The organism is Azospirillum sp. UENF 312511 (assembly GCF_058780635.1).
This window is the reverse complement of sequence record NZ_JBSNCG010000004.1, coordinates 401,159-425,181: the sequence shown is the minus strand read 5'-3', so window position 1 is coordinate 425,181 and position 24,023 is coordinate 401,159. Positions and strand designations below refer to the sequence as shown.

The following is a 24,023-nucleotide window of genomic DNA, read 5'->3' as shown; positions in this document are numbered from 1 at the left end:
TAAAAAAGCGGGAACTCAATCAACAGCAGGGGGCGGCGTCATAGTAGCGCCGCATGGCGTCCTCCAGCGCCGGCAGGGCGGCCTGGAGCGCGGCGCTGCCGGCCATGCCGTGGCGCAGCCGGGCCAGCAACTCCGCCTGCACCGCCGGGTGGTCGATGCTGGTGACCTGGCCCCGCCGCACGATGGTCCTCCCGGCGACCAGCAGCTCGGCGATGTGGCCGGCCCCGGCGCGGGCGAACAGCAGGTCGCGCAGGCACAGCCCGTCAAGCAGCCGGTCGGAATCGAGCGCGCCGGCGTCCAGCAGAAGCAGGTCGGCCGGCTGGCCGGGGACAATGACGCCGCCCTCCTCCCGTCCGGTGACCGACGCGCGCCCATTGGCGAGCGCGATGCGCAGCATCTGCGCCTCGTCGACCGCCCCGTCGAAGCCCCAGCCGCAGTGCAGCGCGTTGGCGAGCCGCATCTCGCCCAGCGCGTCGTCGTCCTCGTTCAAGGCCAGCCCGTCGAGGCCGAGCGCCACTCGGCAGCCCCGCGCCACCATCTCCGCCAGCGGCGCGATGCCCGACCGCAGGCCGAGGTTGGAGCCGGTGTTCACCGACACGGTCACGCCCGTCTCGGCGAGGATGTCCATCTCCTCCGGCCTGATCCAGGTGCAATGGGCCAGCGTGAGGCGCGGCGACAGCAGGCCGATCCGCTTCAGATACGGGAACAGACCGTCGGGAAACTGGCGGTCCGCCCAGGCGCGCTGGTAGCGCGTCTCCAGGCAGTGCATGTGGACGCGCCGCCCCGTGCGGGCGGAGGCGTCGGCCACCGCCTGCAACAGCTCCGGCGAGCACCACTGCACGCCGGTCGGGCCGTACTGCACATCCACCAGCTCGCCCGCCACGGCGGCCGCCACCTCCTCCACCAGCCGGATCTGCTCGGCGGGGGATGGCGGCGGCGCGGCGGTGCGGCGGGCGAATTCCCGCCGCGCCTCGTCGGGCAGTAGGGCCAGCAACTCCTCGGACGGGCCGTAGACCAGCGGGTTGCGGTCCTTCAGCGCCACCGCGAAGGCGATCCGCAGCCCCACGTCGCGGGCGGCGCGGGCGACCTCCGCCGCTTCCTCAGGCAACGGAGTCAGCCCCTGGGTGCGGGTGTAATGCACCATGACCGCCCCGGCGCCGCCGAGCGCGCTGCGCCCCAGCGACGCAGCGGCGGCCAGATAGGGATCGACTGCCGGCAGCAGGGCCAGATAGTGCAGCCAGACCTCCAGCGGCTTGCCCGCCGCCCCGAAGGAGCTGGAGCGGACCGGCCGCCCGTGGTCGTGCGCGTTGACGGGCGCCGGCAGGGCGAACAGCGGCTCCGCGGCCTCCCCGGTTCCCATCACCGGCTCCACCGCCGCGATCCGTCCGTCGCGGAGCGTCAGCCGCCCCGGTCCCCGCGGCGTGTAGCCGGGCCCGTCGAGCAGGGCGGTGCAGGCGATGGAACGGACCGTCATGGCAACCTCATCCGGCGGAGGGAACGATGCGCCGCTCCGTCTGGGGCGGCAGGAAGGAGCGGTCGAAGATCCGGCCGGGCGCCGGCTGGTTGGGCAGCTTGTAGGCCGCGGCCATCACGTCGATGGAGCGCGCCAGCCGGTCGTCCGACAGGTCGCCCAGCCCGATCTCGCGCGATTCCGGGGTGATCATCATGGCATCGAAGGCGAACCGCAAGCGGCGCTGCTCGCTTCCGGCGTCGATCAGCGGCTCGACCTTGACCAGCGTCTTCACGGCGGCGGCCGGGTCGGCCATCACGTCCTGGACGGCGCGGTTGATGGCGCGCACCAGCCCCTTCACCGCCTGCGGCTTGTCGCGCGCCAGCGCCTGGGACACCATCACGCCGTTGGAATAGAGGTCGAGGCCGTGGTCGGCGTAGCTGATCCAGCGGAAGCCGGTGTCGGGGTTCTGCCCCTGCTGGATCAGGTTGACGTAGCTGGTGACGTTGAAGACCAGCGAGGCGGCGACCTCGCCGCGGATCAGCATCTGCTCCTGGAGGTTTGGCTGCATGTTCAGCACCTCGACGCCGGACGGGTCCAGGCCGTTGCGCTCCAGCAGGGCGGGCAGCAGGCGGGTGGCGGCGCTGCCGGCCGGGCCGCCGACCGTCTTGCCGACGAGGTCCTTCAGCCCGGTGATGCCGCTGTCCGCCTTGGTCAGCACCGCGAAGGGCGGCTTGTTGTAGATGTGGTAGACCATCACCGGCGCCTCGGCGGGCTTCTGGGCCACCTGCTGGATCACCGCGTTGATGTCGCCGAAGCCGGCGTCGTAGGCGCCCGACATGATGCGCGTGACGGTGGCGGAGGAGCCTTCGCCCTGGTCGATGGTGACGTCCAGCCCTTCCTCGCGGAAGTAGCCCTTCTCCTGGGCGACGAAGTACCAGGCGTGGATGCCCTGATACTTCCAGTCCAGCGTGAAGCGGATCGGCGTGCGCTCCTGCGCGACGGCCGGGGCAAAGGGAAGGGCCAGGGAAAGGCCGAGCCCGGCCAGAAGCGCGGCGCGGCGGGTGATGGTGAACATGCCTGTCTCCATACCGAGGATGTTTTTGGCTATGACCGGAAGCGGGCTGAACCGGTCACCCGCCTGCGAACTCCGTCTTGCGGTTGGCCCAGCCGGTGACGCGGCGCTCGATCAGCGAGAAGATCACGTAAAGGGCGACGCCCAGCCCGGCCAGGATGAACAGGCCGGCGAAGACCAGCGGAACGTTGAAGTTGGAGGAGGCGATCAGCATCATGTTGCCGACGCCGCGGTTGGAGGCCACCGTCTCCGAGATCACCGTCCCGACGAAGGACAGGGTGACGGCCACCTTCAGCGACGCGAAGAAATAAGGCATCGCGCGGGGCAGCCCGACGTTCAGCAGAATGTCGCGCTTGGACGCCTTCAGGGTGCGCAGCACGTCCTCCAGCTCCGGCTCGGTCGTGGCGAGGCCGGTCGCCATGTTCACCACCACCGGGAAGACGCAGATGATCGCCGAGGTCAGCACCGCCGGCACCGTGCCCGAGCCGAACCACAGGACAAAGATCGGCACCACCGCCACCTTGGGGATGGAGGAAAAGCCGACCAGCAGCGGGAAGGCGACGTTGTAGGCGAGGCGGGAGGAGCCGATCAGCAGCCCGATCACCACCCCGGCCCCGACACCCAGCGCGAAGCCGACCAGCGTGGTGTAGAGCGTCTGCACCGCGTGCGGCATCAGCGCCGGCCAGCGGTCGATCAGCGTGGCGATGATCTGGCTGGGCCGCGGCAGGATGATCTCGCTGATGCCGAAGACGAGGCAGGAGACCTCCCACAGGACGAAGACGCCGACGATGAGGGCGGCGGAGGCAAGCTTCTCGCGGTTCACGGCTCTCATGACGGCGCTCCTGCGCCGCTCCGCGCGGCGACGATGAGGCTGCGCAGCGTGTGCGTCAGGCTGGTGAATTCCGGCTGGTAGGTGGTGTCGAGCGTGCGCGGCCGCGGGAAGTTCACCCGCTCATCCACCAGGATGCGGCCGGGACGCGCGCTCATCACCATGATGCGGTTGGCCAGGAAGGCGCTTTCGCGCAGGTCGTGCGTCACCAGGAGAACGGTCGGCCGGCGCTCCATCCACAGCGTCTGCAGGGTGGCCCACAGCTCCTCGCGCGTGAACTGGTCGAGCGCGCCGAAGGGCTCGTCGAGCAGGAGCAGCGTCGGGTCGTGGATCAGGGCGCGGCACAGCGAGGCGCGCTGCTGCATCCCGCCGGACAGCTGCCATGGGAACTTGTTGGCGAAATCCTGAAGCCCGACCTTGGCAAGCAGGGCGTCGGCGCGGTCGCGGTACTCGGTCTTGCGCTTCTGCCGCCATTCCTCGCGGAAGGGCCGCGCGATCTTCAGCGGCAGCATCACGTTGTCGCGGATGCTGAGCCAGGGCAGCAGCGTCGGATTCTGGAAGGCCATGCCGATGCGCACGTCCTCCGCCCCGACCTCGCGCCGGGCGACGAAGACATGGCCGCTGGACGCCTTCAGCAGCCCGCCCACCAGCTTCAGGATCGTCGATTTGCCGCAGCCGGAGGGGCCGACCAGGGCGATGAAGTCGCCGTGGTCGATGCGGAAGGTGCTTTCGGCGAGCGCCTGGGTCGCGGCGGCGTCCCGCCCGTAGGAGACCGTGACGCGCTCGAACTCGATGATGGGCCGCGCCCCGCCCGGCGGCTTGAGGCCGGTCGGCGTGGTCAGCTCGGCCGTTTCGGCCGGTGTGGCGTTCTGCAGGAACATCGTTTGCCCTTCCGTCTTCGGACCCGCCGGAGGCGCGGTCACAGCGCCGCCCATCCGCCGTCGACCGGAAGGTCCACGCCGGTGATCTGCCGCGAGGCGTCGCTCGCCAGGAACAGGCAGGCGTTGGCCACGTCCTCGCCCGTGGAGACGCGGCGCAGGGCATAGTCGGCGGCGTGGCGCTCGGCGGCGGCCTCCTCGCTGATGCCCAGGCGGCGGGCCATTTCCGGCACGACCTTGCCGCGGAAGCGCGGCCCTTCGACCATGCCGGGGGCGACGCAGTTGACGTTGACGTTGAAGGGACCGGCCTCCAGCGCAAAGGACTTGGTGATGCCGCGCAAGCCCCACTTGGACGCCGAATAGGCCATCCGGCCCGCCCGCCCGCGCATCCCAAAGGTGCCGCCGACGTTGACGATCTTTCCGTAGCGCTGGGCGGCGAAGGTCGGCATGACGGCGCGCATGGTGTTGAAACAGCCGGTCATGTTGAGGGTGACGATCTCGTTGAATTCCTCCTGGCTGGTCTCCCACCCCGTCTTGCCGATGGGACCGGACCCTCCGGCGACGTTGACGAGCACGTCGATGCGGCCGTAGGCCGCCAGCGTGCGCTCCGCCGCCCCCTGGCACTGCCGCTCGTCGGTGATGTCGCAGGGGATGACGATGGCCTCCCCGCCCGCGGCGCGGACCCGCGCCGCGACCGGTTCGATGGCGGTGGTGTCGCGCCCGACCAGCGCCAGCCGGCAGCCCTCGTCGGCGAAGGCCATCGTCACCGCCTCGCCCATGCCCTTCGCCGGGCCGGTGATCAGGACGACCCGCCCCTTCAGTTCCAGATTCATCGTCATTGCTCGTCGTCTTGCTGTTGGGGCCGTGTTGCCTGTTGGAGCCGTGTTACGGGGCGACGCGGCTCGGCCGGTCGGCGCGGGGCGGCAGATAGGCGTCGGTGAAGACGTCCGACGCCTTCGGCGTCCGCTCCAGCCCGTTCGCCTTGACCACGATCTCGATGGAGCGCTGGAAGCGCTCCGGGTCCACGTCGCCCAGACCGATCCGCGCGATCTCGGGATGGTTCATCTCCTGCCGGATGGTGGCCTCGGTGCGCTCGATCTCGACCGCCTCGTTCAGCAGGGGTTCGCGCTTCATCACCGAGCCCACCGACTTCGCCGGGTCGGCGATCATGTCCTTGGTGGCGCGGTTGATGGCGCGCAGCAGGCCCTTCACCGCCTCGCCGTTCTCCTTCGCGAAGGCGCGCGAGACGACGATGGCGTTGGAGTAGAGATCCATGCCGTAGTCGCCGTACTTGATGAAGCGGAAGTCCTTGTCGGGATTCATCCCGGCGGCCTTGGCGCCGAAGGTGATGGTGTTGACGTAGCCGAGCACGCCGTCCACCTGGCCGCGCATCAGCATCTGCTCGCGCAGGTTCGCCTGCATGTTGGTCAGCGTCACCTTGCCGGCGTCGATCCCGGCCATGGTGGCGAAGGCGGGAAACAGCTTCAGGGCGCCGTCGCTGGCCGGGCTGCCGATGGTCTTGCCCTCCAGGTCCTTGGGCGTGCGGATCGGCCCGTCGGCCTTCACGGCGACGGTGAAGGGCGGCGTGTTGTACATCATGTAGACGGCGATCGGCGCCTCGTCCGGCGACTTGGCGGCGAGCGTGATCAGGGAGTTGATGTCCCCGAAGCCGACGTCGTAGGAGCCGGTCGCCACCTTGGTGATCGACGCGCCGGAGCCCTCGCCCTGGTCGATGGTGACCTTCAGCCCCTCCGCCTTGAAGTAGCCGTTGTCCTCGGCCAGCAGGATCAGCGCCTGGGGACCCTGATACTTCCAGTTCAGCACCAGCTTGACCGGGGTCTCGGCCATCGCGGCGGTGGAGCCGCCGGCCACGCTGAGGAGAACGCCCGCCAACGTCGCGGACCAGATGTTCAACCGCTTGTCCATGAGGCCGTCAACTCCCGTAAGGTGTGACAGGAAGTCCGTCGCCCCCGCCTGTCCGGCATGACGCTTCCTGGTGACGGGAGGAGGCTATGCGGCCACGAACAGCACCTCAAACGCTGATTTTCTGTTAGGGTGATGACGAAAAGTATACACGGGGGGATCGGCCGGCATGCGGCACATGCGGATTTGGCGCTACGTGGACGAGGCGGCCCGGTTCGGGTCGCTGCGCAAGGCGGCGGAGCATCTGAACATCACGCCCTCCGCCCTGCAGCGGCGCATCCAGGACGTGGAGGAGGATCTGGGGGCGACGATCTTCGAGCGGTCGGCCCAGGGCATCCGCCTGACGGCGGCCGGCGAGAGCTTCATCCGCTGGGTGCGCGCCCAGTCCGCCGACCTGGAGCGCGTGCGGTCGCAGATCGAGGACCTGTCGGGCCTGCGGCGCGGCCAAGTGCGGATCGCCTGCAGCCAGGCGCTGGTCAGCTCCTTCCTCGCGGAGGAGATTACGTCCTTCCGCGAGAGCTTTCCGCTGGTCAGCTTCGAGATCCTGGTGGTCGACCAGGGCACGGCGCTGAAGATGCTCGCCGACTTCGAGGCCGACATCGCCATCATCTTCAGCCCGCGCCGGACGGCGGAATTCCAGCCCCTGATGACGCTCGGCCAACGGGTCGTCGCCATCATGGCCGCCGACCATCCCCTGGCGGGGCGGCCGAGCCTGCGCCTGCGGGACTGCGCGCCCTACCCGATCGCCCTGCCGGACGCCAGTTTCGGGACCCGCAACATCCTGGACAAGGTGCTGGCGGTCAGCTCGACGAAACTGTCGGTCGAGCTGGAATCGAATTCCTTCGAGATGCTGCGCAACCTCGCCCGCATGAGCCAGGTGGTGACCTTCCAGATCGAAATCGGGGCGCCCTCGCCGACCCTGGAGCCGGGCCTTTCGGTGATCCCCTTGAGCGACGTCGATCTCGCCCACGGCCCGCTGGTGCTGGGGCAGCAGAAGGGCCGCACCCTGCCGGTCGCCGCCGCCAAATTCGCCGAGCAGATTTCCCGCCGCCTCGATGAGATGCGCCGGACGCCGCAGCTCGCTTGAATTCGCCTTGAGTCCGCCACGCGATCAGCCGCGCGCGGCAAGCTCCTCGTGGGTGATGCGCTGAAGGCCGCCCTCGGTGCCGACGACATAGACCTCGTCGGCGTTGCGGATGGTCGCCAACCGGTGGGCGATGACCAGGGTGGTCCGCCCCTCCGCCAGTTCCATCAGCGACTTCTGGATTTCCCGTTCGGTCTGGGTGTCGAGCGCGGAGGTCGCCTCGTCGAGGATCAGGATCGGCGGGTTCTTCAGGAACATGCGGGCGATGGTCAGGCGCTGCTTCTGCCCGCCGGACAGCTTCACGCCGCGCTCCCCGATGACGGTGTCCAGCCCCTCCGGCAGGGAGGCGATCAGCCCGTCGAGATGCGCCCGCCGCGCCGCCTCCATGATCTCCGCGTCGCCGGCGCCGAGACGGCCGTAGGCGATGTTCTCGCGGATCGTGCCGCCGAACAGGAACACGTCCTGCTGGACGATGCCGATCTGCCGGCGCAGCGAGGCCAGCGTCATGGCCCGGATGTCCAGCCCGTCGATGGTGATGCGCCCCGCCATGACCTCGTAGAAGCGCGGCAGCAGCGAGCAGATCGTCGTCTTGCCGGCGCCCGACGGCCCGACGAAGGCGACGGTGGAGCCGGCCTTGATCGTCAGGTCGATGCCCTTCAGCACCGGGCGCGCCGGGTCGTAGCCGAAGGACACGCCCTCATAGCGGATGTCGCCCTTCAGCGCCGGGGCCGCGACGGCGTCGGGCGCGTCGGCGATGTCCGGCTGGGTGTCGAGCAGCTGGGTGTAGCGGCGGAAGCCGGCGATGCCGCGGGGGTAGGTCTCGATGACCGCGTTGATCTTCTCGATCGGGCGGAAGAAGGTGTTGACCAGCAGCAGGAAGGCGAAGAACCCGCCCTGGGTCAGCTCGCCCACCAGCACGAAATGGGCGCCGGTCAGCATGACGACGATCAGGATCAGCCGCATGCTCATGTAGCTGAGCGTCGTCGAGGCCGCCATGATCTTGTAGGCGGCGAGCTTGGTGGTGCGGTAGCGGTCGTTGTCCTCGGCGAACAGCTTGCGCTCGTGGTCCTCGTTGGTGAAAGCCTGGACCACGCGCATGCCGCCGACATTCTCCTCGATGCGGACGTTGAAGTCGCCGACGCGGGAGTAGAGCGACTGCCAGTTCTTCGTCATCCGCCCGCCGTAGCGGCTGGTGACGAAGGCGATCACCGGAACGATGGCCGCGGTGATCAGCGCCAGCGGCAGATGCACGACGGCCATGAGTATGAACGCGCCGACGAAGGTCATGACCGCGATCAGCAGATCCTCGGGGCCGTGGTGCGCCACCTCGCCGATCTCGTCCAGGTCGCGGGTGACCCGCCCGACGAGATGGCCCGTCTTGTTGTTGTCGTAGAAGCTGAAGGAGAGCTTCTGCAGATGGTCGAAGCTCTTGCGGCGCATCTCCGTCTCGATGTTCACGCCGAGCATGTGGCCCCAGTAGGTCACGATGGCCATCAGGCCGCCGTTCGCCATATAGATCGCCAGCAGCGCCACCGTGGCGGCGACGATCAACGGCCAGTCCTGGGTCGGCAGGAGCTGGTCGACGAAGGCGCGCACGGCCATCGGGAACCCCAGCTCCAGCAGGCCCGACAGGACGGCGCAGACGATGTCGAGGACCAGCAGGCCGGTGAAGGGGCGGTAGTAGGAGAGGAAGCGGCGAAGCATGGCTCTTCTCATTGCGGAACGGCGGAAATGATCGGATGACGTCAATGGCTGCGGGCGTTGGAGCGGCCGAGCAGCCAGACCAGATAGGGGCCGGCGAGCAGCGCAGCGAACAGGCCAAGCGGCAATTGATAGGGGAAGGCGACGGTGCGCGCCAGCCAGTCCGACACCACCATCAGCCCGGCGCCGATAAACACCGCCCCGATCCCCTGCTGAAGCGGGCGGCCCAGCCCGGCCAGCCGGGCGAGATGCGGGGCGATCAGGCCGATGAAGCTCAACGGCCCGACGAACAGCGCGGCCGCCGCGGTCAGCAGTCCGGCCAGCAGCACCAGCAGGACGCGGCAGCGCCGCACCGGCAACCCGACGGCCCGCGCCGTCACGTCGCCCAGCGGCAGGATCTCCAGCCACTTGGCGGTCAACGGCAGGGTTGCCAGCAGAAGCACCGCCACACCGGCGCAGAACCAGGCGTCGCCCGGACCGGCCTCGTTGGTCGAGCCGCTCAGCCAGCGCAGCAGGGCGAAGGCCTGCGGCGTGCCGGTGGCGATGACCGCGGTCAGCACGGCGCTGCACAGAGCGCTCATGGCGATCCCGGCGAGCAGAAGCCGCTCCGGCCCGAAGCCGGCGCGCAGCGACAGGGCCAGCATGGCGGCCAGAGTCAGCACCGCCCCCGCCGCCGACGCGGCGAGCTGCACGCCGAAGCCAGGGGCCGCGACGAGGAACAGCGCGGCGGTCAGCCCGACGCCGGCCCCGGTGCCGACGCCGAGGATTTCCGGGCTGGCCAGCGGGTTGGCGGTCACCCTCTGCAGCAGCATTCCAGCGGCGGCCAGCATCGCCCCCGCTGCCGCCGCGACCGCCACACGCGGGCCGCGCCAGCCCAGCAGCGTGTCGAGCAACGGGCCGGTGGACAGCGTCCAGCCGCCCGGCCCGTAGCCGACCGTGAGCGCGAGGCCCACGGCGACGGCGCCGAGGACGGCGAACAGGGCGATCAGCCGATGGGGGTGCGGGCTGCGGCGCGACGGCGCGGGACGGCTGTTCAGCGACGGCCATTCGAACATGCGCAGGCGCGGCAGCAGCCACAGCAGAAGCGGGCCGCCGAGCAGCGCCGTCGCCGCCCCGGTCGGCACCCGCTCCCCGTCCACCCCGGCCAAAAGCTGCACCAGCCCATCGGTCAGCCAGAGCAGGAGCGCGCCGATCAGAGGGGCGGCGATCAGCCTCTGGCCCTGAGTCCGCGCGCCGCTCAGATGCGCCAGCGCCGGGGCGGCCAGACCGACGAAGCCGATCACCCCGACCTCCGCCGTCACGCTGGCCGCCAGCCAGACCGCGACCCCGATGACGCCGAAGCGCGTGGCGTTGAGGGCGACGCCGAGGCTGCGGGCGCTGGCGTCGTCCAGCCCGAGGATGGCCAGCGGGCGCATCAGCAGGACGGCGGCGCCGGCACCGATCAGCAGCCGGAGGGCGATGGTCAGCGTCGGCCCCCAGCTCTGCTGGGCCAGCGCCCCGCCGCCCCAGATGAAGATGGAGAAGAGATATTCGCCGTTGGCAAGGATCAGCGCGGCGCTGCCCATCGTCGCGGTCAGGGCGACCATCATGCCGGCCAGCACGACGGCCACCGGCTCCAGCCCGCGCCGCCACGTCATGGCGAGGATCAGCCCGACCGCAGCCAGCCCGCCGGCCAGCGCCACCCCCTCCCGCGCGCCGTCCATCAGCGCCGGCGCGTAGAGCATCCCCAGCGTCAGGGCGAGCTGGGCGCCCGCCGACACGCCGAGCGTCGAAGGCTCGGCCAGCGGGTTGCGCAGAACGCGCTGGAGCAGCAGCCCGGACAGGCCGAGCGCCGCCCCGGCGACCAGCGCCACCGCGATCCGCGGCAACACGCTGTGATAGAGGATGACGCCGTCCAGCCACGCGGCGTCCGGCGGCAAGGGCATGGATGGCGCCGCGGCGTGCCCGGCGACCTGCCAAGCGGACAACGCGGCGGCGGCCAGCGCCAGCCCGCTCCACAGCAGGATTCGGTTGACGGCCACGCGCTCAGCCATGGCGGACGGTCTCCGGCCGCAGCAGGGCGGCGGTGACGAGGCGGGCGAAGCGCAGGGCCGCCGGAAGCCCGCCGAAATGGTTGACCGGCTCGATCACGCTCACGCGCTTTTCCCGAACCATCGGCAGGGCCTGCCACAGAGCGCTGTCGTCCAGCCCCCGCACCACGTCGGACGGCAGCGGCGGAACGACGACGGCGATGGCGTCCGGCATGCGCGCCAGCGCCTCGATCCCCAGCGGTGCCGCGGCGCTGTAGCTCGATTGCGAGGCCCAGGCGTTGCGCAGCCCCAACCGCTGGAGAACCGTGCCGAACATGCTGTCGTCGCCGAAGGCGCGGACATGGCGGGCGTCGCCGAAGTTGATCGCCAGCACCGGGCGGCGGACGGTGCCGCTCAGAGAGTCGCCCAGCCGGGCGATCTCCGCGTCGGCCCCCGCGACGAAGGCGCGGGCCTCCGCCTCCCGACCCAGCGCCCGGCCGAGGGTCAGCGCCGCTTCGGCGGCGAGCGTGTAGGGCGGCACGCCCGGCTGGTAGATCGGCAGCGACAGGGTTTCCGCCACCCGCTCCAGGCTGGCCCGCTGCCCCTCATAATAGTTGGAGGTGAGGATGAGGTCCGGCTTGGCCAGCGTCAGCGCCTCGTAATTGGGCGTGCCGCGCAAGCCGAGGTCGATCACCGACTTTGGGACCTCCGGCTCGACGACGGTCTTGCGGAACTGGATCAGCTCGGTCGCGGCGACCGGCAGGATGCCCAGCGCCAGCGCCGTCTCCAGCCCCGCCCAGTCGATGGCGGCGACCCGGCGCCCGGACGCGGCGTGCCCGAGGCGAGGCAGCAGCACCGCTCCGGCGGCGAGGCCCAGCGCGTGGCGGCGGGTGATCGTCGCCTGCCCCGTCACAGCACGCAACCGATCGGCTTGCCGGTCACCGGGTGCGGGACGGTCGTCATGGCGAGGCGGTAGATGGCCCCCAGCGTCTCGCCGGTCATGATGGCGTCCGGCGTGCCCTGGGCGATCAGCGCGCCGTTGCGCATCGCCAGGATCTCGTCACAGACGCTGGCCGCCATGTTGATGTCGTGCAGCACGATGACCGCGCCGATGCCGCGCGCCCGGCTCAGCCGGCGCACCAGCCCCAGAAGTTCCACCTGGCTGGCGATGTCCAGCGCCGAGGTCGGCTCGTCGAGCAACAGGCAGCGCGTGTCCTGGGCCAGCATCATCGCCAGCCAGACGCGCTGCCGCTCGCCGCCCGACAGGCTGTCGACCAGACGGTCGGCGAAGGCGTCCAGGTGGGTTTCGGCGATGGCCTCCGCCACCTTGGCGGCGTCCTCCGCCCCGAAGCGGCCGAGCGCACCGTGCCAGGGAAAGCGGCCGAGGGCCACCAGCTCCCGCACCGTCATGCCCTCGGCCGGCGGGGTGAATTGCGGCATGTAGGCGACGGTGCGCGCGAAATCGCGGTCGCCGATCCGCGCGAGGTCCGCCCCCAGGCAGCGGATGGTACCACCGCCCGGCGGCTGCTGGCGGGCGAGCAGGCGGATCAGCGTGCTCTTGCCCGAACCGTTGGGACCGACCAGCCCATAGATCCGCCCCGGATCCAGCCGGAGCGACAGCCCCGACAGGATCGCCCGTCCGGCAACGGAGAAGCTCACGCCTGCGAGGTCGTAGAGGGGTTGGGTCTGGTCTGGGCTCATCGGTCTTCACCTCTGTATCCCTCGCCCCTCCGGGGAGAGGGAGGGGACCCGCGCCGCAGGCGTGGGGAGGGTGAGGGGGATGTCCGTAGCGGCACGTTCGGCAAAAGCGCAACCCCCTCACCCTAACCCTCTCCCCAGAGGGGAGAGGGGATTCACGTTCACCACGTCATGTTGACGGTCAGCAGAGCCGTCCGACCCTCGGCGTAGCCGCAGGAGAACTGGGTCTGGCAGCTCGCCACATACTCCTTGTCGAACAGGTTGGTGACGGCGAGATTCACACCCCAGGCGGCGGGCTTGTAGCCGATCCGCGCGTCGAAGACGGTGGCGGCGGGGACTTTCAACGTGTTCTCGTTGTCGGCCCAGGACGAGCCGACGTAGCGCACGCCGCCACCCACCGACACGCCGTCCAGCGCGCTGTCCCGGAAGGTGTAGTCGAGGAAGGCCGATCCCTGGACCTGCGGCACGATGTAGGGGGTCTTGCCGATCAGCGCCGGGTTGGCGTCCTTCTTGATGTCGAGGTCGAGCGCGGTGAAGGAGGCGACCGCCTTCAGGTTCGGCGTGATGTTGGCCTTGGCCTCAAGCTCGATGCCGCGCGAGTTGACCTCGCCCAGCTGCGTCTCGGCGTTGAAGGCGCCGGTCACCACGTTGGTGCGCGTCAGGTCGAACAGGGCCGCGGTGAAGATGGCGTCCATCCAGGCCGGGCGGTACTTGACGCCGACCTCGACCTGCTGGCCGGTTTCCGGCTTGAACACACCGGCCACCGCCGACGACCCCAGCACCGGGTTGAAGAAGGTCGAGGCGCTGACATAGGGGGTCACGCCGTTGGCGAACTCGTAGGCCAGACCGGCGCGCCCGCTGAACTTCCCATCCTTGCCGTCGTAGGCGGGCGTGCCGTCGGCGTCGGTCGAGGCGATGTCGTAGCGCCCGTTCAGCGTCACCAGGAAGCCCTGGCCGAAGCGCATCTGGTCCTGGAGATAGACGCCGAGCTGACCCATCGTCAGCTCCTGGTCGATGTAGGAGAAGCGCTGGCCCTGCACGGCGCCGTAGACCGGGTTGGTGGCGCTGATCGGCGTGGCCGAGCCGGACGCCTGCACCTGATCCATCTTGAAATACTTGTAGTCGACGCCGACCAGCGCCGTGTGGGCGACCGGCCCGGTCTGCCACTTGGATTCGAGCTGGTTGTCGATCAGGAAGGTGTTGACCTTGGTCGTGTGCTCGAAATTGATGCGCGACAGCCGATTGTCCGGATCGGTCGGCACCGCCGAGAAGCCGTTGTAGCCGAAGGGATAGACCGTGACCTCGTGAACCCGGCTGTAGCCGTAGCGGGCGTTCTGGCGGAAGGTCAAGTCGTTGTCGAAGCGGTGCTCGAACTCGTAGCCGATGGAGGCCTGACGGCGCCGGTAGGTGTCGATGTCCGGTTCGGTGAAGTTGGCCTTGCGGTCGATGCGCCCGAAGGAGGCCGGCTTCACCGTGCCGACATAGGGCAGGAAGGCGCCGCCGTTGTGCGTCTCGTCGATGTCGGTGTAGTTGCTCAGCACCGTCAGCGTGCTGCGGTCGTTCGGCGACCACTTGAAGCTCGGCGAGATGGTGCCGCGGAAGCCGTCGGCGAAGTCGGTGTAGCTGTCGCCGCCGGCGATGCGCCCGGTCAGCCGGTAGCTCAGCGTCGGGTCGATGGCGCCGCCGACGTCTAGCCCGAGATGGGCGGTGCCGTGCTGGTTGATTCCCGCCTCGACCGAGCGCACCGGCGTGTCGCCGGGCCGCTTGGTGACGTAGTTCACCAGACCGCCGGGGTTGCTGCCTCCGTAGAGGACGGAGGAGGCGCCGCGCAGCACCTCGATCCGCTCCAGCGTGTAGCTGTCCACGAACTGGCCGCCGAAGCCGTAGCTGTAGAGCTGGAGCCCGTCCTGGTAGATGCCGGTCTGCGTCGCCTGGAAGCCGCGGATGAAGATCCAGTCGGTGTCGCTGTCCGAGCCGAAGGGCTGGCTGAAGACGCCGGGAGTGTAGCGCAGCGCCTCGTCCACCTTCTGCGCGCCGCGGTCGTCCATCTCCTCGCGCCCGATGACCGAGACGGATTGCGGAACCGCCTCCAGCGGGATGTCGGTCTTGGACCCCGTGGCCGAGCGGCCGGGCACGTAGCCGCGGACCGGGCTGGTCGCGGTGTCGGCGGCTCGGCTGCCCTCGACGGTCACCGGCGCCAGGACCGCCGGGGCGGTCGCGTCCTGCGCCTGGGCGAGCGCCGGCACCAGCAGGGCGGCGAGCGCCGTGCTGCTCAAGAGGAAGCGGGTCAGTCGCTCGTTGGAAATATCACTCATCGCAATCGGCCTCGGACTGTATGCGGCATCCGCGAAACGCCTTCGTTGTTGCGAATGATTAGCATGTGCACAAAGGAGCGCGATTGAACGGTCTTTGGATGGGTTGAACGATCTTCCGGCATTCGTCGCGTCGGACAGCGCCCGGCTCAGCCGGTCTGGTTGCGCAGCCAGGCGGCGGGCGTGGTGCCGACGATCTGACGGAAGACGCGCGTCAGGTGCGCCTGATCGGAGAAGCCCGCCATCACCGCAGCGGCGGCCAGCGTCGTGTCCGATCCGGTCAGCAGGCTCTTGGCCCGTTCCACACGGACCCGCATCTGCCATTTGTGGGGCGGCAGACCGGTCGAAGCCTTGAAGGCGGTGCAGAAATGGGTGGTGGACAGGCCGGTCAACTCGGCCAGCTCCTGCAGGCGGATGGAGCGGCCACAATGCTCCTCGATGTAGTCGGTGACGCGCCTCAACTGGCGCGGCGGCAGTTGCCCCCGCTTGCGGTCGGCGACGGGCTCCGCCTGCGCGAGGCCGACGAACAGCGCGGCCATCAGGCTCTCGCCGTAGAGGTCGTGCAGGTTCGCCGACGTCCGGCATTCCGCCGCGATCAGGCGGGCCAGGGCGAACAGGCGGTCGTCGGCGAAATTCAGCCGCGGCCGCTCCATGCCCCGGACGTCCAGCCCGTCGACGAAGCGGCCCCCCAGCACGGACATGTCGAAATGGAGGTCGAGATGGGTGAGCCGGCGGACGTTCACCGTTCGCGACCACACCCGCAGGCCGGCCGGCACATAGCTCAGCGGTTCGCGCCGGCTGAGCCGGCCGGCCTCGCCGCGGCCGGGCGAGGCGGTGACGTGCAGCCCGCCCTCGCCCACCTGATCGAGGACCACCACCAGCCGCGGCGCCTCGGACACATACTCGCCCTGGCCGTTCCGGTCGCACGCGACGTTCCAGATGTCTGCGATCATCCCGTTCCAGGCGCGCCACTGAAGGTCTCCGAGAATGGTGATGCCTTCCGTGCTGCTTTGCATTCTGGGATGGAACGGCATGGATCGGCCTCCCAGCCACCGGATTGAACAGTCCCCGGAATCCTTCCCCGAGCCGCCAGACCTATAGGGCAAAAGGCAATTGCGAACAAGTCGCATTCTTATTTGCCGTCTGCACGACGTTCTCCACCCCGACTGCCTGAACCATCCGGCAAGCGGGGTGTTCAGGCTTTCAGCTCAATCAATCGCGACGTCAACAGCACCCGACAAGGTCACTCACAGCCATCTCGCTACCCTCAAGAAGCATGACGGAAGACACGGGCAAGTCAGTTGGCGTTCGTTATGAGCATATCGAGGAACCGCTCCTGGGCGGATTCTGGGGAAGCAGCGCTGCGCGGCATCATGATGTTGAGCGTTGCGAAAATGCCCTGCTCGTCACGCACCGGCACCGCCACGGCCCAAAGCTGGCCGGAGTATTCACGGTCGCTGTAAGAGCCTGTTTGAGAACTAGCGCAGAACACAACATACAGTAGGTGGTCTGAGGTTATTTCCCTATATGCTGCGGATTTTCCGCATTCTCAAACGGGCTCTAAGCGCCGTCCATGCATGCGAATCGCCTGGGCGAACCTGGTCAATTCAGGCAGACAAGCGCGAGGGCGCCTTACCCAGGTTTTCTGTTCCGCGACCACTCACATCCCCAGATGGCATCTGGCGTAAGCGTCGGCGCGGTCGCGGGCAACGGCCTCACACGATCGCCGGCTCCTTCTCCAGTTCCTCGCCACTGGCGAAGCGGGCCGGGGACAGGCGGGCGAACCAGTCCGGAACGGCCCGCCCGTCGACAAGGTGGGCAAGCAGGCACCCCGCCGCGGGAGCGGTCATGAAGCCCTTGGCCCCCGACAGCGCGACGAACAGGCCGGGCAGCGCCGTTTCGCCGAGCACCGCCAGCATATCCGGCGTGATGGAGTAGAGCCCGCCCCAGGAGCGCAGCAGCCGCGCCGTTCCCAGCGCCGGCAGCAGGTCGATGGCGTGGGCGGCGGCGCGCGGGAACAGGTCCGCGGTGGGCTGGGCATCGGCGCCGAGCGCCCGGCGTCGATCCGACGCCACCACCACCACGCTGCCCCGCACCGTCTGGTTCAGGAACATCTCGTGCGCGAAGGACACCACGCAGGGGCCGAGCCGCGGCGGCAGCGGCTCGGTGACGAAGGCTTGGTTGGGATAGGGCTGCACCGGGATGTCGATGCCGAGCGGCCCGAGAAGCTGCGGAATCCGCGTGTCGGTGGCGACGACGACCCGCCCGGCCTCGATCGCCCCCCCACCCACGCGCAGGCGGAAGGCACCGTTCCGCGGCTCGATGGAATCGATCGTCACGCGGAGGCGGACGATCACCCCGGACCGCAGGGCGGCGCGGTGGAAGCCGTCCAGCACCCGAAACGGCGACAGGGAGCCGTCGCGGGCGCAGAAGGAACCGCCGACCACCCCCGCCGGATTGAGGCCGGGCGCCAGCCGCGCCACCTCCTCCGCGGTCAGCAGCGTACTGTCCACGCCGAACCGGGCCTGGAGCGCGATGTTGCGGCGGAGCTGGGCGAGCTGCTCCTCGCCATGGGCCAGGATCAGGTAGCCGTCCTGCTTGAACTCGATGCCCTCGGGATAACCGAACTCCTCGGCAAAATTCTCGTAGAACGGCAGGCTTTCCTGGCAGAGCCGGATGTTGCCCGCCGCCCCCCACTGCGCACGGAACCCGGCGCCGCAACGCCCCGTCTCGTTGCCCGCGAAGTCCGACCGGTCGAGCAGCAGGACCGACAGGTCGGGGCGCAGCCGGCGCAGCCACAGCGCCGCCGACAGGCCATAGGCGCCGCCGCCGATCACCGCGATGTCGGCGGTCCTGGGAAGAGTCGTCATGATCCCACGCTTTCGTCCGAAACCCGGTTGGCCAGCGCGGCGAGCGCGACGGGACGGATGCCGGGGCGCGCGTTGACCGCTTCCCCCTCTCCCCGTGGTCCGGCGAGCGCCGCCAGGGTGCGCAGGCAGGACCGCCCGCCGCAGGAGCCCATGCCGGCCCGCGTGTTGCGCTTCAGCCCGTTCAGGCCGTCATGCCCGTCGGCGATGGCGCGGTCGATCCGGGCGCGGGTGACGCCCTCGCAGCGGCAGACCACCGTGGCCGGCGTCACCAGCGCGTGGATGTCCGGCGGAAGCTCCCAGGAGGGTGCCAGCGCCGCCTGGAAGGTCCAGTGGCGCGCCCGCTCGGCCCGGTCCGTGGCGGCCTGCGCGGCGAAGCGCCCGGCATCCCGGTGCAGCGCCCATCCCGCCGCCGCGGCCCCGACCACGGCGCCGTCGCAGGCCGCAGCCAAACCGCCGGCAAGACCGCCCGCGTCCCCGGCGACGAACAGGCCGGGCACGGAGGTCGCCCCGTCACTGTCGCGCACCGGCACCCAGCCGCCGCGCCGGGGATCGAAGCGGGTTTCCGCCCCGGCCATGCGCGCCAGATCGCTGTTCGCGGTGAAGCCGTGGTTGAAGGCGATGGTGTCGGCGGCGAAGCGCTGCTCGGTTCCCGGGACGGGCCGCCCACGGCCGTCGTGGCGGGCGATCACCAGCCGTTCGGCGGCTCCATCCCCGCTGACCGACAGCGCGACATGGCGGGTCAGCACCGGCACCCCGGCGCGGCGCAGGATGGACAGCCAGCGCCATCCCTCCGACAGCACGCCGCGCCCGGCCCACAGCGCCGCCGGATCGCGCAGCAGCCCCAACCACAGCGGACGCAGCAAAGCCACCACCGGCACCGTCGCCCCGGCCTCGACCATCTGCGCCGCCGCGACCAGCGGCAGCGGCCCGGCCCCGGCAAAGGCGATCCGATCCCCGGCGCGCACCCGCCCGCCCTTCAGCAGGGCCTGGAGCGCCCCCGCCGTCACCACACCCGGCAAGGTCCAGCCGGGGACCGGCACCACACGCTCGTGCAGGCCGGTCGCCACCACCAGCGCGTCGGCGCGGATCAGCTGGCTGCTCGTCTCGTCGGCGATCAGAATCCGGTCCAGGCCGTAGACGGCGGTCACCGACGTTCCCGGTCGATGGTCGATCGACCCGGCATGACGGGCGAAGCGTTCGAACAGGCGCCGCTTGCGCTCCGCCTCCGGCCGGGCCGCGGCGGAGACGGCGCCGCCCGCCAGCGATGGCGACGGCTGACGGTGTATCTGCCCGCCGGGGCGGGACGCCTCGTCCACCAGCGTGACCGCGCAGCCCAGTCGGGCGGCCTGCGCCGCCGCCATCATGCCGGCGGGACCGGCGCCGACCACCACCACCCGCGCACGGCTCATGACGTCGCTCCATCCGGAACGCTGCCGTCGGGCAGCAGCCCCGGACCGACCTGCCAACGGACGGACAGGCCCGGACGGGCTTCGGTCTGGCAGGCGCGGGTGTTGGGGCGCCCGTCGATGATGCAACGGCATTCCCAGCACACCCCGATGCCGCAGAACAGCCCGCGCGGGGAACCGTCCTCCGCGGTGCGCCACGCCCGCTCCCCGGCGGCGAGCAGCGCGGCGGCGACGCTCTCCCCCGCCCAGGCCGGAATCGCGCGCTGCCCGAACCGGTCCTCGAAGAAAATGGTGAAGCTTTCCCCCTCCCGGACGCCGCGGCGCCGCGAGGATGCGGAGGCGGCAGACGATGCGGCCTGATCCATGATGAAGCCCCGGCGTCCGGCTCAGAGCAGGGTGAAGGCGCCGCCCTTCACGGTCAGCACGAAGCCGCCGTAGGTGGGGGTGCGGTTGTCGTTGATGGTCAGCTTGCCGCCACCCAGCACGGTCGGCAGGTCCTTCACCGTCAGCAGCGCGGCGCGGATGGCGGCCCGGTCGTAGGTCGGGCCGGCGGCCTTGATGGCGGCGGCGGCGACCTTGAGCTGGTTGTAGCCGATGGCGGCGAAGACGTCCGGGGCGATCTTGAACTTGCGCTGGTAGGCCTCGACGAAGGTCTTGTTCAGCGGGCTCGTGCTCTCCAGGAAATAGTCGGCGACGAAGATGGTGCCCTCCACCGCCGCACCGCCGACCTTGAGGAACTGCTGCGAGGCCATGCTGGGCGTGCCGAGGATGCGCACCTTGTCGGACAGGCCCGCCTGCTTGGCCTGGATGATGATGTTGGCGCTGGTCTCGGCGGTGGTGGAGATCAGCAGCGTGTCGATGTCCAAAGCGGCCAGCTTGGTCGCCAGCGCCGTGAAGTCGGTGTCGCTGCCGACGATGGTCTCCTCCGCCACGGTCTTGATGCCCTTGGCCTCGAACAGGTCCTTCACGCCGTTCTTCTGGGCGATGTAGGCGTCGTTGTCGCGGTTGAAGACATAGGCGACGGTCTTGGGCGCCAGACGGGCGGCGGCCTGCTCGCCCAGCGCCTGCATGATGGTGGCCGGTGTGGCGTTCGACTTGAAGATCCAGTCGCCGACCCGCGACACGTCGGCGGAGGCGGTGGAAACCACCGGCACGCCCTGCTCCTGCGCCACCGGCAGGGCGGCGAAGGCCTCGACGCTGGAGGTCGGGCCGAGGATCACCGCCGCCTTGTCGTATTGGGCGAAGCGGGAAACCAGCGTGGTCGCCTGGTTCTTGTCGCTGGCCGTGTCCTCGATCAGCAGCTTCAGCGTCACGTTGCCCAGCTCGCCCGAGGCGTTCAACTCCTCCAGCGCGGTCTCGATGCCGTTGCGGCCGGGAACGGCGGCGAAGGAGAAGATGCCGGTCGAGGCGACGGGCACGCCGATCACCACCTCCTGCGCCTGGGCGGGCTGGAGAGCGGCGGCGAGGGCCAGCGACAGGGCGGCGGCGCCGAACAGGGTCTTCATGCGGAATTATCCTTGTCGTTAAAAATCCGGAAGGTCGTCGCCGGGCAGGTAGTGGCGGACCACCGCGGGGTCGCGGGCGAGCGCGCCGCTCGGCCCCTGGTGGACGATGCGCCCCTGCTCCAGCACATAGGCGTGGCCGGTGGCGTCGAGCGCGCGGCGCGCGTTCTGCTCCACCAGCAGAATGGTCAGGCCGGACCGGCGCAGCGTTTCCAGTGCCGCGAAGACCTGCGCGGCCATCAGCGGCGACAGGCCGAGGCTCGGCTCGTCCAGCATCAGCAGGCGCGGGCGCCCCATCAGCGCGCGCCCGATGGCGAGCATCTGCTGCTGCCCGCCGGACAGCGACCCGCCCTCCTGCCGGCGCCGCTCCGCCAGGATCGGGAAAAGGGCGTAGACCTCGTCGATGTCCGCGGTCCCCCGCGTCCCGGCGGCCAGCCGCCCGAGCAGAAGATTCTCCTCCACCGACAGCGGGCCGAGGATCTGGCGCCCCTCCGGCACCTGGAGCAGGCCGCGCCGTGCCACCCTGTGGGCGGGCAGCCCGGCGATGTCGGCACCGTCGAAACGGATGCGCCCGGATGCCGGCTTCACCACGCCGCTGATGCTGTTGAGCAGCGTGCTTTTGCCCGCACCGTTGGGGCCGATCAACGCCACCATGGCGCCGGCAGGAACCGTCAGGGTGACCCCGCGCAGGGCGCGGATGCCGTCATAGGCGGTGACCAGATCGTGTATTTCCAGCATGCCTGGTCACGTCCCCAGATAGGCGGCGATCACCGCCGGGTCGCGGCGCACCGCTGCGGGGGTGCCGCTGGCGATCAGCCGGCCGCTGTCGATGATGTGGATTTCGGCGCAGAGCGACAGGACGAAGCGCATGTTGTGCTCGATCAACAGGACGCCGAGCCCGTCGCCCGCCAGTTCCGCGAAGATGCGGCCCAGCGCGTCGGCCTCCACGTCGTTCATGCCGGCCACCGGCTCGTCCAGCAGGAGGAGGCGCGGTTCCATGGCCAGCGCCCGCATCATCTCAACGCGGCGCTGGTGACCGTAGGACAGGCTGCCCGCCGGACGGTCGGCGAAGCCGAGCATGCCGAAGCGCTCCAGGATCGCCGCGGCACGGCGGCGCAGGTCTCGCCCTTCGGCGACCGCGGAGGGCAGGCCGAGAAGCCCGGCGGCGAGACCCGTGCGCTCGTGTCTATGGAAGCCGGCGACCACATTGTCCAGGACGCTCGCCTCCTTCAGCAGGCGGACGGTCTGGAAGGTGCGGGCGATGCCGACGCGGGCCACCTCCGGCGCCTCGGCCTCGGTGATGTCGCGACCGCCCAGGCGGATGCGCCCGGCGGTCAGGCGCAAGAGGCCGGTGATGAGGTTGACCACCGTGCTCTTGCCCGCCCCGTTGGGACCGATCAGACCGGTGATGCGGCCCGGCGCGACGGTCAGCGAGAGGTTGTCCACCGCCACCACGCCGCCGAAGGCGCGGGTCACCCCGTCGAGAACCAGCCCCTCTTGACTTTGGGAGGTCATGCCTGCGCCTCCGCCGCGCGCCGCCTTGCGGCAAGACGCAGGCGGCGCGCCTGGAGGATGACCGTGTCCACCACGCCATGCGGCAGATAAACGATGAACAGCACCATCAGCAGACCGTTGACGGCGAGGCGGTAGTCGGCCAGCGGGCGCGCCAGCTCCGGCAGTGCGGTCAGCACGGCCGCCCCGGCCAGCGGCCCCAGCACCGCCGCGCGCCCGCCCAGCACCACGAAGGTCAGCACCGACACGAGCAGGGGGAAGCCGAAATCCTCCGGGACGAGGCTGTAGTTGCGGTGGGCCATCACCCCGCCGCCCAGCCCGGCGATGGCGCCGCTGAGCGCGAAGGCCAGCCGGTGATACCGGACGACCCGGATGCCGAGCGAGACGGCCACCGTCTCCTCCTGGCGGATGGTGTCGAAGGCCCTCCCGACCCCGCCGCGCGACAGGGCGAAGACGAGGTAGAGGACCAGCGCGAAGACGCCCAGCAGGTGCCAGCCCTGGACGGTGCGCGGCAGGCCATTCATGCCCATCGCACCGCCGGTCAGCGGCTCCGCATAGAGGGCCAGCGACAGGACGATCTGCACGAAGGCGAGCGTCGCGATGGCCTGGAACACCCCGCGCAGCCGGGCCAGCGGCAGGGCGAGCAGCCCGCCCGCGGCGGCCCCAGCCAGCGCGGCGGCGGCCAGCCCCAGCGGCATCGGCACGCCCCAGCGCACCGTCAGCACGGCGGCGGTGTAGGCGCCGAGGGAGGCGAGCCCCGCCGTCGCCAGCGAGAAGACCCCGGCGCGCAGCGCGATGTACTGGCTGTAGGCCAGGATGGCGTTCACCAGGATCAGCTCCGCCAACGGCTGCTGGGCGAGAAGAAGGTCGATCATTGCCGCACCACCCGGATTTCCCGGCGCAGGGTTCCGAAGAAGCCGCTCGGCCGCAGCAGCAGGATGACGAAGAGAAGCCCGAACAGGATCGCGTCGCTGAGGGCGGAGGACAGGAAGGCGACGCTCAGCGTCTGGATCATCCCGAACAGCAGCCCGCCGACCACCGCCCCCGCCACGCTGCCCAGGCCGCCCAGCACGATCACCACGAAGCCGCGCAGCAGATAGGGCTCGCCCATCAGGAAATGGACGGAGTTGAAGGCGATGCCGATGATCACCCCCGCCGCCCCGGCCAGCGCGCCGCACAGGAAGAAGGTCAGCGCGTGCACGGCACCGGGGTTGACGCCGAGCAGGCTGGCCGTCCGTTCGGAAATGGCGACGGCGCGGATCTGCCGGCCGAAGCTGGTCGCGAACAGGAAGACCAGCAGCGCCGCCACCAGCACGGCGACGCTGCCGACGATGACGATCTGCTGCAGCGACACGCGCAGCCCGAACACCTGATAGAAGACGATGGGGAAGGTGCCGAAGGGAAAGCGCTGCACCTGGGTATTCGAGGCGATCTGCGCCGCGCTCATCAGGATTTGCGCCACCCCGAGGCTGGAGATGATCGCCGCGAATTCCGGGGAGCCGCGGCGGCGGAGCGGCCGGAAGGCCACCGCGTCCACCAGCACGCTGAGCAGCCCCGCGGCCAGCATGGCGACGGCGAAGGCCGCCGGCAGTGGCAGGCCGAGTGCGGTGACCGCGAACAGGCCGGTGAAGGCCCCCCACATGAACACCGCCCCGTGGGCGAGGTTCAGCACGTGCAGCACGCCGAAGATCAGCGTGAAGCCCAGCGCGAACAGCGCGTAGGTGCTGCCCACGACGATGCCGTTGACGATCTGCTGCGCGACCAGAGCCACGCT

Annotated in this window: 21 protein-coding genes; 1 reads left to right on the top strand and 20 read right to left on the bottom strand. The window is 70.1% G+C overall.

Annotation, left to right across the window (positions count from 1 at the left end; all coding sequences use genetic code 11):
- Positions 1 to 19 precede the first annotated feature (19 nt).
- From ACWPN7_RS27325 to ACWPN7_RS27300, 6 genes are read right to left on the bottom strand one after another with little or no spacing between them, the layout of a single operon-like run.
- A complete protein-coding gene (locus tag ACWPN7_RS27325; RefSeq protein WP_459196279.1) occupies positions 20 to 1,474 on the bottom strand; it encodes an amidohydrolase family protein in 1,455 nt (484 codons plus the stop codon).
- A 7-nt stretch (positions 1,475 to 1,481) separates the two neighbouring features.
- Entirely contained in the window at positions 1,482 to 2,528 is a 1,047-nt protein-coding gene (locus ACWPN7_RS27320; protein WP_459196278.1) for an ABC transporter substrate-binding protein, read from the bottom strand.
- Between the two features lie 55 nt (positions 2,529 to 2,583).
- On the bottom strand, positions 2,584 to 3,357 hold the full coding sequence (locus tag ACWPN7_RS27315; protein WP_040137649.1) for an ABC transporter permease: 774 nt from the start codon (positions 3,355 to 3,357) through the stop codon (positions 2,584 to 2,586).
- A complete protein-coding gene (locus ACWPN7_RS27310; protein ID WP_200476232.1) occupies positions 3,354 to 4,235 on the bottom strand; it encodes an ABC transporter ATP-binding protein in 882 nt (293 codons plus the stop codon). The genes ACWPN7_RS27315 and ACWPN7_RS27310 overlap by 4 nt, the downstream gene beginning before the upstream one ends.
- Before the next feature lie 38 nt (positions 4,236 to 4,273).
- Complete coding sequence (locus ACWPN7_RS27305) at positions 4,274 to 5,071, bottom strand: SDR family NAD(P)-dependent oxidoreductase (protein ID WP_247874650.1); 798 nt, start codon at positions 5,069 to 5,071, stop codon at positions 4,274 to 4,276.
- 46 nt (positions 5,072 to 5,117) lie between these two features.
- Positions 5,118 to 6,158 (bottom strand): ABC transporter substrate-binding protein, encoded by a 1,041-nt coding sequence (locus ACWPN7_RS27300; RefSeq protein WP_459196277.1) that lies wholly within the window; start codon positions 6,156 to 6,158, stop codon positions 5,118 to 5,120.
- A 166-nt stretch (positions 6,159 to 6,324) separates the two neighbouring features.
- Here ACWPN7_RS27300 and ACWPN7_RS27295 point away from each other — a divergent pair, with 166 nt between their 5' ends.
- On the top strand, positions 6,325 to 7,242 hold the full coding sequence (locus ACWPN7_RS27295) for a LysR family transcriptional regulator (protein WP_451996609.1): 918 nt from the start codon (positions 6,325 to 6,327) through the stop codon (positions 7,240 to 7,242).
- Positions 7,243 to 7,266: 24 nt separating this feature from the next.
- Here the strand turns inward: ACWPN7_RS27295 and ACWPN7_RS27290 are convergent, their stop codons facing one another.
- From ACWPN7_RS27290 to ACWPN7_RS27225, 14 genes are all read right to left on the bottom strand, one after another.
- Positions 7,267 to 8,943 carry an ABC transporter ATP-binding protein gene (locus ACWPN7_RS27290; protein ID WP_459196276.1) on the bottom strand — a complete coding sequence of 559 codons (1,677 nt, stop codon included), beginning with the start codon at positions 8,941 to 8,943 and terminating at the stop codon, positions 7,267 to 7,269.
- Positions 8,944 to 8,984: 41 nt separating this feature from the next.
- Positions 8,985 to 10,973: a Fe(3+)-hydroxamate ABC transporter permease FhuB gene (gene fhuB, locus ACWPN7_RS27285; protein WP_459196275.1), complete on the bottom strand. Its 1,989-nt coding sequence runs from the start codon at positions 10,971 to 10,973 to the stop codon at positions 8,985 to 8,987.
- On the bottom strand, positions 10,966 to 11,862 hold the full coding sequence (locus ACWPN7_RS27280; RefSeq protein ID WP_459196407.1) for an iron-siderophore ABC transporter substrate-binding protein: 897 nt from the start codon (positions 11,860 to 11,862) through the stop codon (positions 10,966 to 10,968). Before ACWPN7_RS27280 ends, fhuB begins: the two co-directional genes overlap by 8 nt.
- Positions 11,859 to 12,650: an ABC transporter ATP-binding protein gene (locus ACWPN7_RS27275; protein WP_349619184.1), complete on the bottom strand. Its 792-nt coding sequence runs from the start codon at positions 12,648 to 12,650 to the stop codon at positions 11,859 to 11,861. The genes ACWPN7_RS27280 and ACWPN7_RS27275 overlap by 4 nt, the downstream gene beginning before the upstream one ends.
- A 158-nt stretch (positions 12,651 to 12,808) precedes the next feature.
- Complete coding sequence (locus ACWPN7_RS27270) at positions 12,809 to 14,962, bottom strand: TonB-dependent siderophore receptor (RefSeq protein WP_459196274.1); 2,154 nt, start codon at positions 14,960 to 14,962, stop codon at positions 12,809 to 12,811.
- A gap of 146 nt (positions 14,963 to 15,108) precedes the next feature.
- Positions 15,109 to 15,912 (bottom strand): helix-turn-helix domain-containing protein, encoded by an 804-nt coding sequence (locus ACWPN7_RS27265; protein WP_459196273.1) that lies wholly within the window; start codon positions 15,910 to 15,912, stop codon positions 15,109 to 15,111.
- A 762-nt stretch (positions 15,913 to 16,674) separates the two neighbouring features.
- On the bottom strand, positions 16,675 to 17,829 hold the full coding sequence (locus tag ACWPN7_RS27260) for an NAD(P)/FAD-dependent oxidoreductase (protein WP_492273520.1): 1,155 nt from the start codon (positions 17,827 to 17,829) through the stop codon (positions 16,675 to 16,677).
- Positions 17,826 to 19,238 carry an FAD/NAD(P)-dependent oxidoreductase gene (locus ACWPN7_RS27255; protein ID WP_201042320.1) on the bottom strand — a complete coding sequence of 471 codons (1,413 nt, stop codon included), beginning with the start codon at positions 19,236 to 19,238 and terminating at the stop codon, positions 17,826 to 17,828. The genes ACWPN7_RS27260 and ACWPN7_RS27255 overlap by 4 nt, the downstream gene beginning before the upstream one ends.
- A complete protein-coding gene (locus ACWPN7_RS27250; protein ID WP_201042319.1) occupies positions 19,235 to 19,600 on the bottom strand; it encodes a (2Fe-2S)-binding protein in 366 nt (121 codons plus the stop codon). Before ACWPN7_RS27250 ends, ACWPN7_RS27255 begins: the two co-directional genes overlap by 4 nt.
- Before the next feature lie 21 nt (positions 19,601 to 19,621).
- On the bottom strand, positions 19,622 to 20,740 hold the full coding sequence (locus ACWPN7_RS27245; protein WP_459196271.1) for an ABC transporter substrate-binding protein: 1,119 nt from the start codon (positions 20,738 to 20,740) through the stop codon (positions 19,622 to 19,624).
- A gap of 18 nt (positions 20,741 to 20,758) precedes the next feature.
- The gene (locus ACWPN7_RS27240; RefSeq protein ID WP_040137660.1) at positions 20,759 to 21,475 is read right to left on the bottom strand and encodes an ABC transporter ATP-binding protein; all 717 of its coding nucleotides are present in this window, start codon (positions 21,473 to 21,475) and stop codon (positions 20,759 to 20,761) included.
- Between the two features lie 6 nt (positions 21,476 to 21,481).
- Complete coding sequence (locus ACWPN7_RS27235; RefSeq protein WP_459196270.1) at positions 21,482 to 22,252, bottom strand: ABC transporter ATP-binding protein; 771 nt, start codon at positions 22,250 to 22,252, stop codon at positions 21,482 to 21,484.
- The gene (locus ACWPN7_RS27230) at positions 22,249 to 23,124 is read right to left on the bottom strand and encodes a branched-chain amino acid ABC transporter permease (RefSeq protein WP_145703116.1); all 876 of its coding nucleotides are present in this window, start codon (positions 23,122 to 23,124) and stop codon (positions 22,249 to 22,251) included. The genes ACWPN7_RS27235 and ACWPN7_RS27230 overlap by 4 nt, the downstream gene beginning before the upstream one ends.
- Positions 23,121 to 24,020 carry a branched-chain amino acid ABC transporter permease gene (locus ACWPN7_RS27225; protein WP_198129054.1) on the bottom strand — a complete coding sequence of 300 codons (900 nt, stop codon included), beginning with the start codon at positions 24,018 to 24,020 and terminating at the stop codon, positions 23,121 to 23,123. The genes ACWPN7_RS27230 and ACWPN7_RS27225 overlap by 4 nt, the downstream gene beginning before the upstream one ends.
- Between the last annotated feature and the right edge of the window lie 3 nt (positions 24,021 to 24,023).